Below are 10120 nucleotides of genomic sequence, written 5' to 3' on the forward strand. Positions count from 1 at the left end.
GCGAATGTGGATATGGATGTGTTTCGTTGTTTTTTCTTCAGTGCGCCTTGTCCCAGTTGGGACCGACACCGATCTCGGCGAGCAGCGGCACCTTCAGCGCGGCCACGCCGGCCATGAGACGGGGGATTTCGGTGCGCACCCATTCGACCTCTGCCTCGGGCACTTCGAACACCAGTTCGTCGTGCACCTGCATGATCATCCGGGTGCCGCGCTTTTCTTCGTCAAGCACGTTCTGTACCTTGACCATGCTGAGCTTGATCAGGTCGGCCGCGGTGCCCTGCATGGGCGCGTTGATGGCCGCGCGCTCGGCGCCGCCGCGGCGCGGGCCGTTGGGCGAGTTGATCTCGGGCAGGTACAGGCGCCGGCCGAACACGGTCTCCACATAGCCCTGCTCCTTGGCCAGCGCCTTGGTCTCGTCCATGTAGGCCTTCACCCCCGGATACCGCGCGAAGTAGCGCTCGATGTACGAGGCCGCGGCCTTGGTCTCGATGCCCAGGTTGCGCGCCAGGCCGAAGCTGCTCATGCCGTAGATCAAGCCGAAGTTGATGACCTTGGCATAGCGGCGCTGCTCGCTGGACACCTGGTCGGGCGTGGAGCCGAACACCTCGGCGGCCGTGGCACGGTGCACGTCGATGCCTTCGGTGAACGCACGCAGCAGCGACTCGTCGCCGCTGATGTGGGCCATGATGCGCAGCTCGATCTGCGAGTAGTCGGCGCTGGCGATCACGCTGCCCGCCGGCGCCACGAAGGCCTCGCGCACGCGGCGGCCTTCGGGCGTGCGGATCGGGATGTTCTGCAGGTTGGGGTCGTTGCTGCTCAGGCGGCCGGTGACGGCCACGGCCTGCGCGTAGTGCGTGTGCACGCGCCCGGTGCGCGGGTTGGCGAGCTGGCCGAGCTTGTCGGTGTAGGTGCCCTTGAGCTTCGACAGGCCGCGGTGCTCCAGGATCTTCGCGGGCAGCGGATAGTCTTCGGCCAGTTTCTCCAGCACCTCTTCGTCGGTGCTGGGCGCGCCGCTCGGCGTCTTCTTGACCACCGGCAGGCCCAGCTTGGTGAAGAAGATCTCGGCGATCTGCTTGGGCGAGCCCAGGTTGAAAGGCTGCCCTGCGATGTCGTAGGCCTCCTGCTCCAGCGCCATGATGCGCGTGCCGAGTTCGTGGCTCTGCGCGGCCAGCGTGGGTGCGTCGATGAGCACGCCGTTGCGCTCGATGCGGTAGAGCGCCTCGCTCGAATCCATCTCGAGCTGGTACACGAACAGCAGCTTCTCGTCCTTCTCCAGCTGGGGCCACAGCGTGTTGTGCACGTCCAGCGTCTGGTCGCTGTCCTCGCACGAATATTCGGCCGCCTTGGCGATGTCGACCTGGCTGAACGAGATCTGGTGCACGCCCTTGCCGCAGAGGTCTTCGTACGAGATGCCGCTGCGGCCCAGGTGGCGCTCGGCCAGGCTCGACAGGCCGTGCGGCTTGTGCACTTCGAGCACGTAGCTCTGCAGCATGGTGTCGTGCGCGTAGCCCTGCACCTCGATGCCGTGGTTGGCGAACACGTGGCGGTCGTACTTGATGTGCTGGCCGAGCTTTTTCTTCTCGCCGTTCTCCAGCCAGGGCTTGAGCTTTGCAAGCACCTCGTCGATGGGCAGCTGCGCGGGCGCGTCGGGGTAGTTGTGCGCGAGCGGAATGTAGGCCGCCTCGCCCGGCGTGACGCTGAAGCTCACGCCGACGATCTGCGCGACCATTTCGTCGAGCGACGTGGTCTCGGTGTCGACGGCGGCGAGCTCGGCGGCCTGGAGCCTGGCGAGCCAGGCGTCGAACTGTTCCCAGGTGGTGATCGTGTCGTACCTGAGGTTGCTCGCGGGGGCGGCGGCTTCCAGCGCGTCGAGCTCGGAAGGTTCGTCGAACAGGCCGCCCTGGTCGCTGCTGGCCTTGGAGGCCGACTTCTTCTTGAGGTTTTCCTCGATGAGCTCGGGCGGCACTTCCTGGGCTTCGAGCCCCTTCACCAGGCTCTTGAAGCCGAACTTCTCGTAGAAGGGCTTGAGCTCGGCGGTCTGCGGCGCGCTCACGGGCAGCGCGTCGAGCGACGGCAGGCCGGTGACATGGCCTTCGAGGTCGCAGTCGGTGCGAATGGTCACCAGGCGCCTGCTCAACGGCAGCTTGTCCAGGGCCTGGCGCAGGTTCTCGCCGGCGGCGCCCTTCACCTCGGCGGCGCGTTCGACCAGGGCGTCGAGCGAGCCGTACTCCAGCAGCCACTTGGCGGCCGTCTTGGGTCCGACCTTGGGAACGCCGGGCACGTTGTCGACGGTGTCGCCCACCAGCGTCTGGTAGTCGACCATCAGCGCGGGGGGCACGCCGAACTCGGCCGTCACGCCGGCCACGTCGCGCCGCTTGCCGTTCATGGTGTCGATGATGGTGATGTGCTCGTCCACCAGCTGGCTCAGGTCCTTGTCGCCGCTGGAGACGATCACCTCGACGCCCTGCGCGGCGGCGATCTTGGCCAAGGTGCCGATGACGTCGTCCGCCTCCACGTCGGGCACGCTCAGCACCGGCCAGCCGAGCAGCTTCACCACTTCGTGGATGGGGTCGATCTGGCTGCGCAGGTCGTCCGGCATGGGCGAGCGGTTGGCCTTGTACTCGGGATACCAGTCGTCGCGGAAGGTCTTGCCGGGGGCGTCGAAGATGCAGGCCGCGTAGTCGGCGCGGACCTCGCGGCGCAGCGCGGTCATCATGTTGATCATTCCCCGGATCGCGCCGGTCGCCGGGCTCTTGGGGTCGCCGGGCACGGCCCGCAGGTCGGGCATGGCGTGGAAGGCGCGGTAGAGATAGCTCGAGCCATCGACGAGCAGCAGCGTTTTCTTGTCGGTCATCGGGGCATTTTGCCGTGCCCGACGCGGCGTCCAGAACCACGATGGCCAGAGGTGGCAACCGACGCGCCGAAACCGGGCGCGCGCCTACAATCGGGGCATGCCTAGCTCCACACTCCTGGTCGCCCGCCGCATCCTGCTGGCGCTGGCTTTCACAGCCCCCCTTGCCACGGTGACCGCCGTGCACGCGCAGCAGCCCGCGCCCGCTGCAGCCACCCCGGCCCAGGCGCAACCCGCGCCGGAGCAGGCCGGCGCCGACGGCCGACGCAACCAGAAGGTGGAGAACCTGCACACCGAGGACAGCGGCGCCTCGGTCGACGAGGTGCGCTACGGCGGCCGCACGCAGAGCATCAACGTCAAGCCCAAGTCCAATGTGCCGGGCTACGAGGTGCTGCCGGCCGACCAGGCCACGGGCCGCCAGGGCTCCTCGGAAACGGGCGCCAACGGACCGCGCGTCTGGAACGTGATGAAGTTCTGATGGCCGTTCGTTCTTCCGCTTTCGTCTTTTCCCCAGCCGCGGCGCCGCGCTGAGTACCGCCATGGCAGTTTTTACCGAAGTCGGTTTCGGCGAGGCGGACGCGCTCGTCCAACGCCTGGGCCTGGGCCCGCTGCGCGAGCTGCGCGGCATCGAGGGCGGCATTGAAAACACCAACTACTTCGCGACCACCGAGTCCGGCGAGTTCGTGCTGACGCTGTTCGAGCGCCTGAGCGCCGAGCAGCTGCCCTACTACCTTTGCCTGATGAAGCACCTGGCGGGAGCCGGCCTGCCGGTGCCCGCCCCCGTGGCCGGCCCGCCTGCCGTCGAGAAGACGAAGAAGGGGCAGATGGCCCTGCCTTCGGGCCCTTCCGCCCCTGCCACCCCTTCCTCCGCTACCGACTGCGACCTGCTCCACACGGTGGCCGGCAAGCCCGCGGCGGTGGTGCTGAAGCTCTCGGGCCGCAGCGAGCTCGCCCCCGGCGCCGCCCACTGCGCCGAGCTGGGCGCCATGCTGGCGCGCATGCACCTGGCAGGGCGCGACTACCCGCGCACCCAGCCCAACCTGCGCGGCCTGCCCTGGTGGAACGAAACCGTGCCCGTGGTGCTGCCGTACATCGAGGAAGCCCAGGCCGCCCTGCTGCGCGCCGAGCTGGCCTACCAGAACCACGTGGCCGAGTCCTCCGCCTACGCCGCCCTGCCGCGCGGCCCGGTGCATGCCGACATGTTCCGCGACAACGTGATGTTCGCCACCGGCGCCGACGCCGATGCCGATGCCCCCCGCCTGACCGGCGTGTTCGACTTCTACTTCGCCGGCACCGACACCTGGCTGTTCGACCTGGCCGTGTGCCTGAACGACTGGGCCATCGACCTGCCCAGCGGCCGGCACGACGACGAACGCGCCGACGCCCTGCTGTCGGCCTACGAAACCGTGCGTCCGCTGACCGCGGCCGAGCGCGCCCTGCTGCCCGCGATGCTGCGCGCCGCAGCGCTGCGCTTCTGGATTTCCCGCCTGTGGGACTTCCACCTGCCGCGCGAGGCGAGCATGCTCACGCCCCACGACCCCACGCACTTCGAGCGCGTGCTGCGCGACCGCGCGTCCCACCCGCATGCCATGGCCCAGGCGCTGGCGCCCGCCCTGGCGGCCTGACCCTCACACATGAAACTCAACCTCGTGCCGGCGCGCACCGGCTCCGTCTGGGTCCGCCTCGGGCTCAAGACCTTCTGGCGGCAACCGCTGGCCTTCATCTCGCTGTTCTTCCTGCTGATGGCGGTCATCTCGACGCTGTCGATGGTGCCCATCCTCGGCAGCCTGCTGGCGCCGGGCCTGGTGCCGTTCCTGACGCTGGGCCTGATGGTCGCCACTTCGGTGGCCTACACGGACAACGCCGAAGGCATCGGCCGCGCGGGCGACACGCAGCGGCCCACGGGCTCGGCGATGTTCGTGGCGGTGTTCAACGCCATGCGCACCGAATGGCGCTCGCTGGTGGTGCTGGGCGTGATCTCGGCCGTCTACTTCGTGCTGGCGGTGCTGGTGACGACGCTGGTCGACGGCGGCCAACTCGCCCGCGCCTACCTGCTGGACGACCCGCTCACGCCCGAGATCATTGCCAGCAGCGACTTCCAGGTCGCCCGCACGCTGCTGATGTGCCTGAACCTGCCGCTGTCGCTGGCCATGTGGCACGCCCCGGCGCTGGTGCACTGGCACGGCGTGGCGCCGGTGAAGAGCATCTTCTTCAGCATCGTGGCGCTGTTTCGCAACTTCGGCGCCTATGCGTTGTTCGGCGTGGCGTGGTTCGGCGTGTTCCTGATCGCCGGCATCGGCATGGGCCTGGTCGCCACCCTGCTGATCGGCGTGGGCGCCCTGGGCTCGGGCGGCGCGGCGCTGGCGGTGGGCAATGTGCTGATCATCGGCACGGCGCTGGTGCTCGCAGCCATGTCGCTGAGCTCGACCTGGTTCACCTTCCGCGATACCTTCGAGCCGAACTGACGGCCCCGCCCGGCCCTCCCGCTCAACGGGGCGGGCTCGCCGCGTCCTTGCGCAGGCTCGCGAACAGCGACCACGCCATGCCGGCCAAGAGCAGCAGGCCGCCTCCCAACGCACCCCACAGCCACCACTTGCGCGACGGCTCCTGCATGGGAAGCGGCGCCTGCACCGCTGCCGCGACCGCCGCGGTGACGGCCGCCACCGGCAGCGCCACGGTCGCATCGTCGGCCACCACGGGCCTGTCCGTGGCGTAGCCCGGAATCAGCGTGGACAGCGCCAGCGGCGCGCCCGGCACGCTGCCTTCGACCGCATTCGCCTCGGGTGCGGCGCTCCATGCCAGCGCGAACGGCGCCGCGCCCTGCGCCAGGAACACCAGCGTGCGCGGCACGGCACCCACCGCGATATTGGGCGGCGTCGCGCCCAGCACGCTGACCGGGCCCGAGGTGCGCAGCCGCAGCCGTGCATGCACCGCGCCGTCGAGCGCCAGCACCGGCGAGCGCGCCTCGCCGCCGGCCTGCGCCAGGCGGTACACCACGGTGTCGACCAGCAGCGCCTCGTCCGGGCCCTCGGTGCGCACCACGGGCCGGCGCTGCGGATGCCGCAAGGCGTAGAGCGGATTGCGCGGCACCGGCTGCGGCGGCATGGCCGACGCGGGCGCGGGGTCGCGAAGCCCCGAGACGCTCACCTGCGCCAGCGTGTTGACGTCGGCCAGGTCGATGCGCAGGCTCTGCACCGGCAGGCCGCGCGGCAGCAGGTAGTCGCAATAGTCGGTGGCGCAGCGCTCGGGCTTCAGCGCGGCGGACCACTCGATCGGCGCGACGGGTTCCACCTCCTGCACGCTGTCGATGCCCACGCCGGCCAGCACCGCGCCGTGCGCCGGATCGCTCCAGCGCAGCCGCAGGAAGCGCGCGCGCACGTTGTTCAAATCGACCGCGAGGCGCTCGATGGTCTGGCCGCCGTGGGCGAGCCTGATCAATTGCTCCTCACCGCCCACCGGGCGCCACTGGCGCAGGTCGTCGCTGGCTTCCAGGCGGAAGGCGAACAGGCCGCGCGTGTCGGGCGCGATGTCGAACCGGGCCTGCAGCAGGCTGCCCTTGACCTGGCTCACGTCGATGAGCCATGGCGTCGCGCCGTCGGCCTTGGCGGCAGCCTTGGAGGCGAGCGCCAGCGAGCCGTCGGGCCGCACCGTGAATGCAAGCGCCGTGTCGCCCGAGGCAGCAGCGGCTGCGCCCGGCAGCGCAAAGATCGGCACATTGCGCGAGGCCGTCTGTGGCGCGGCGGCCTCGTTGCGCAGCCAGGCGTAGGGCACCGCATGCCCGGCGGCGTTGCGCACCCGCAGGTCGCGCAAGTCGGCATAGGCCGCGCGGCCGTAGAGGGCCAGGGGCAGCGTGAGCCGGTGGTAAGGGCCCGCGCCCTGCAGTGCGATCGGCGCGGTGGTCGCGGTGGTCGCGGTGGTCCCGGTGGTCGCGGGTTGTGCCACGGCGAATCCGCTGGCCGCGGCCACCAGCACCACGCCCGCGCGAGCGGCCCACATCGATGGCGCGCTCATGCCGCACCGCCTTCGGCCGGCGCCTTCGACGCCTCTTCCTTCTTCGGCGGCACCGGTGCGAAGTACCCCACCAGCAGCAGCAAGGCCCCCACCGCGATGAACGACACGATGCGGAACAGCCCGCCCCGGTCGGCCAGCTCCACGAAGAACAGCTTCAGCACCACCACCCCAAGCAGCGCCGCGCCGGCCACCCACAGCGTGCGCACCCGGCGCGAATGGCCGAGCACCATCGCGACCACGCCGCAGACCGCCCAGGTGATGGAAAGCGCCGCCTGCGTGAGCCACGAGGCATACAGCGCATCGAACGCCCACGCGACACCGGCGTAGTGATGGCAGGTGCGCAGCACCATGCCGGTCAGCAGCGCCAGCCCGGTGAAGCCGGCCGCACCCTTGGCGACCATCGGTTGCACGCGCGCGAACGAGCCCGGCGGCAACGCACGCCACCAGAGCACCAGTGCGAACAGCACCAGCCACTGCGCAAGCTCGAGCGGGTTCAGCAGCGGCACATAGGGCAGCGGCGACGCATCGCCCGGGCTGACCGCGTTGGTCACCCACACCCACGCCAGCAGGTACGCCGCCACCGGCGTGGCGGCGAACTCGAGGTAGGCGCTGCGGAACTCCGCGAGCGGCCAGCGCTGCAGCAGCACGCGCGAACGCAGCGCCCACAGCACCAGCGCCGGCACGATCGCCCAGCCCAGCAATTGCCAGCTCGACCACTCGGCGCCGACACGGCCCAGCTGCCATTGGCATTCGCGCGCGGCCAGCAGCAGGAACAGCCAGAAGCCGGCGACGTGGAACGGCGTCAGCGCCGAGCCATCGAACCACCGCTTCTGCGCGCGCAGCAGGCGCAGGTGCCACGCCAACGCGAGCGGCCAGGCCAGCCAGCCCAGTGCGCTCGACGGCACGTAGAACAGCGTGGCGCCGCCTGCAATGCCGTAGGCCGCGATCAGGCCGAAGGCCGGCAGCGTGGCGAGCGTCGCCTTGCCGAGCTGCGCCCAGTCGCGGCGGTGCGCCACGACCGCCGCCAGCACCGAGGTGACGAGCACCACGGCCATCGCGCCGGCCGGAATGTGGCTCGCAAGACCCTGGCGGTTCAGCACGCGCACGCTTTCGTCCAGCGTGCCGAACAACCACCAGCCGAGCCCCCAGACCACCGGCGCCCACAGCACGACCGGGTGGGCGCACCAGGCATTGGCCCAGCGCTTGCGCGCCGTGCCCGCCGGCTCGCTCGTGCCCGAAAGATGCGAGCGCGCCTCGTCGCGCAGCCAGTCGCCGGCCAGCAAGGCGGCCAGGCCCAGCACCACCGGCGTCCAGAACCCGAGATGGGCAAAGGCCGGGCGCACCGTGCCCGCGTCGTCCGCGGCGCTGATGCCGAACGCCACGGCGGCAACGACCTGCAGCACACCCGCCAGCGCCGCGAGCGGAAAGTGCGCCATGCGCAGCCCGACCCACAGCACCGCCATGGCCGTCAGCGGCCACAGCAGCGCGGCCTGCGCCAGGGTCAGCTGGAACAGCATCGCCAGGTGCAGCAGGCCCACGCCCGCGAGCACGCCGACGACATTGCCCACCGACCACACCGGCTGCACGCCGCGCGCCAGCGCCGCGCGGTGCGCCTGCAGCATCGACCAGGCGGCGCTGCCGAGCACGCTGAGCGCGATCAGGCAGGCCACGGCTGCGCCCTGCCAGCCGCTTTGCAGCACCTTGCCGTCGACCACCTCGCCGGTGCTGTGCAGCGTGGCGATGAAGCCCGCCACCGCCAGCGCCTGCATGCCGAAGCTCACGTACGTCAGCGGCAGCAAGGCGAAGCGGATCGCCACGGCGAAGGTGGCCGAAGCCAGCACGGCGGTGGCCGCGGCGGCCCACGGCGGCGTCCACCACTGCCACAGCAGCAGCGTGAGCGCGGCCATGCCCAGCCACGGCAAGGCGGTGCCGGCCATGGCCTCCACGCCCTTGCCGTCGTCCAGCCTGGCGCGGCGGTGGATGGCCCACATCGCGAAGGCGCTCACCGCCACCAGCACCGGGCCGATGACGGAGCCTTCGAGCAGCGGATGCCCCGGCGCGGCATCGAGCGCCGTCGCTTCCAGCAGCTTGAGCACCGCCCCGGCGAACACCAGGAACGAGAACGCGCGCGCATAGGTGCGCTGCTGCCGCGCGCCCAGCCAGTACATGCCCGCCGCCTCGACGGCCCAGGCCGCGCCGGTCCACTGCCCTTCGAGGCCCAGCGGAATGGCCAGCGTGCCGAAGATCACGCCGACGATGGCGTAGGCCTCCGCCAGCAGCGCCAGGCCCTTGGGCTGCGTGGCGAACACCAGCCGCCCGAGCACCAGGTAGAAGGCCGACAGCGCCATCGCGGAGAACGCGGCGCCGTACTCCCACGGGCGCATGAGCAGCACCTGCATGCCGAACGCGACCATCGGCGTGCCGAACACCAGCGAGCTGTCGACCCGGCCCGCGCGGCGCAGCGTGTCCAGCGCGCGGCTGGCCAGCGGCTGCGCGGGCTGCACCGGCGCGTCGAACAGCGTGCGGCGCGCGAACAGCAGGCCGATGGCGGTGAACAGCAGGAAGAACACGACCAGGAAGGGCTGCACCGTCGCGAACTGGTCGTCGGTGTAGTACTTGTGCGCCCAGCCGGCCGCCAGCGTGAAGGTGCCGACGAAGCCGATCAGGTTGAGCACGCGCCAGGCCTTGAACCAGGCGATCAGCACGATGCCGACGTCGAGCACCAGCAGGTAGGTGAAGAGCCCCACCGGCTGGTTCGACCCGGTGGATGCGAGCACCGGCGCCGCAAAGCCTTCGAGCGCGGCCACGATGGCCAGCAGTGGCGCGTTCTGCAGCACGGCCAGCGCGGCGCTGAGCACCGCCACGCCGAACAGAAAGGCAAAGCCGATGCTCGCCGGCAGCAGCCCGCTGAGCTTCATGGCCGCGAGCGTGGTCAGGTAGAAAACGCCGATGCCCGCGCCCTGCAGGATCAGCGCGTAGCCGGCGCGCTTGTGGCGCAGCAGCCAGCCCAGCACGAGCAGGCCCGCGCCGACCAGCGCCACGGCCGCATAGCGCAGCTCGATGGGCACGGTGACGCGCTCGGCCGTGTAGCGCAGCAGGAAGGCCAGCCCCAGGAACAGGATCAGCACGCCCAGCTTGACCAGCATGTTGCCGCCGAAGATCAGGTTGGCGAGGGGTGCGGGCCGGCGGTCGCGCCGCGCAACCGCCGGCAACATGCTGGACAAGCTGGGCGTGCTGATCCTGTTCCTGGGGCTGGCC

The 10120-nt window shown here is 70.6% G+C and carries 6 protein-coding genes; 3 read left to right on the forward strand and 3 right to left on the reverse strand.

Annotated features, from left to right (window positions below):
* Window positions 1-37: 37 nt before the first annotated feature.
* Complete coding sequence (polA, locus tag AC0IYU_RS14680) at window positions 38-2854, reverse strand: DNA polymerase I (protein WP_472117969.1); 2817 nt, start codon at window positions 2852-2854, stop codon at window positions 38-40.
* A 97-nt stretch (window positions 2855-2951) separates the two neighbouring features.
* Here polA and AC0IYU_RS14685 point away from each other — a divergent pair, with 97 nt between their 5' ends.
* From AC0IYU_RS14685 to AC0IYU_RS14695, 3 genes are all read left to right on the forward strand, one after another.
* Window positions 2952-3329: a hypothetical protein gene (locus tag AC0IYU_RS14685; protein WP_472117972.1), complete on the forward strand. Its 378-nt coding sequence runs from the start codon at window positions 2952-2954 to the stop codon at window positions 3327-3329.
* A 61-nt stretch (window positions 3330-3390) separates the two neighbouring features.
* Entirely contained in the window at window positions 3391-4476 is a 1086-nt protein-coding gene (locus tag AC0IYU_RS14690; RefSeq protein ID WP_472117975.1) for a homoserine kinase, read from the forward strand.
* A 9-nt stretch (window positions 4477-4485) separates the two neighbouring features.
* On the forward strand, window positions 4486-5316 hold the full coding sequence (locus AC0IYU_RS14695) for a BPSS1780 family membrane protein (protein ID WP_472117978.1): 831 nt from the start codon (window positions 4486-4488) through the stop codon (window positions 5314-5316).
* 22 nt (window positions 5317-5338) lie between these two features.
* On the opposite strand, the gene AC0IYU_RS14700 is transcribed toward AC0IYU_RS14695, so the two are convergent.
* Window positions 5339-6862 (reverse strand): DUF3999 domain-containing protein, encoded by a 1524-nt coding sequence (locus AC0IYU_RS14700; RefSeq protein WP_472117981.1) that lies wholly within the window; start codon window positions 6860-6862, stop codon window positions 5339-5341.
* A complete protein-coding gene (locus tag AC0IYU_RS14705) occupies window positions 6859-10008 on the reverse strand; it encodes a DUF2339 domain-containing protein (protein WP_472117984.1) in 3150 nt (1049 codons plus the stop codon). Before AC0IYU_RS14705 ends, AC0IYU_RS14700 begins: the two co-directional genes overlap by 4 nt.
* Window positions 10009-10120: the final 112 nt, after the last annotated feature.

The organism is Variovorax sp. AC103, assembly GCF_979254005.1.

Bases quoted from the DNA above. Each gene is read 5' to 3' on its own strand.
- polA (WP_472117969.1), bottom strand. From the start codon at position 2,854: ATGACCGACAAGAAAACGCTGCTGCTCGTCGATGGCTCGAGCTATCTC.
- AC0IYU_RS14685 (WP_472117972.1), top strand. From the start codon at position 2,952: ATGCCTAGCTCCACACTCCTGGTCGCCCGCCGCATCCTGCTGGCGCTG.
- AC0IYU_RS14690 (WP_472117975.1), top strand. From the start codon at position 3,391: ATGGCAGTTTTTACCGAAGTCGGTTTCGGCGAGGCGGACGCGCTCGTC.
- AC0IYU_RS14695 (WP_472117978.1), top strand. From the start codon at position 4,486: ATGAAACTCAACCTCGTGCCGGCGCGCACCGGCTCCGTCTGGGTCCGC.
- AC0IYU_RS14700 (WP_472117981.1), bottom strand. From the start codon at position 6,862: ATGAGCGCGCCATCGATGTGGGCCGCTCGCGCGGGCGTGGTGCTGGTG.
- AC0IYU_RS14705 (WP_472117984.1), bottom strand. From the start codon at position 10,008: ATGCTGGTCAAGCTGGGCGTGCTGATCCTGTTCCTGGGGCTGGCCTTC.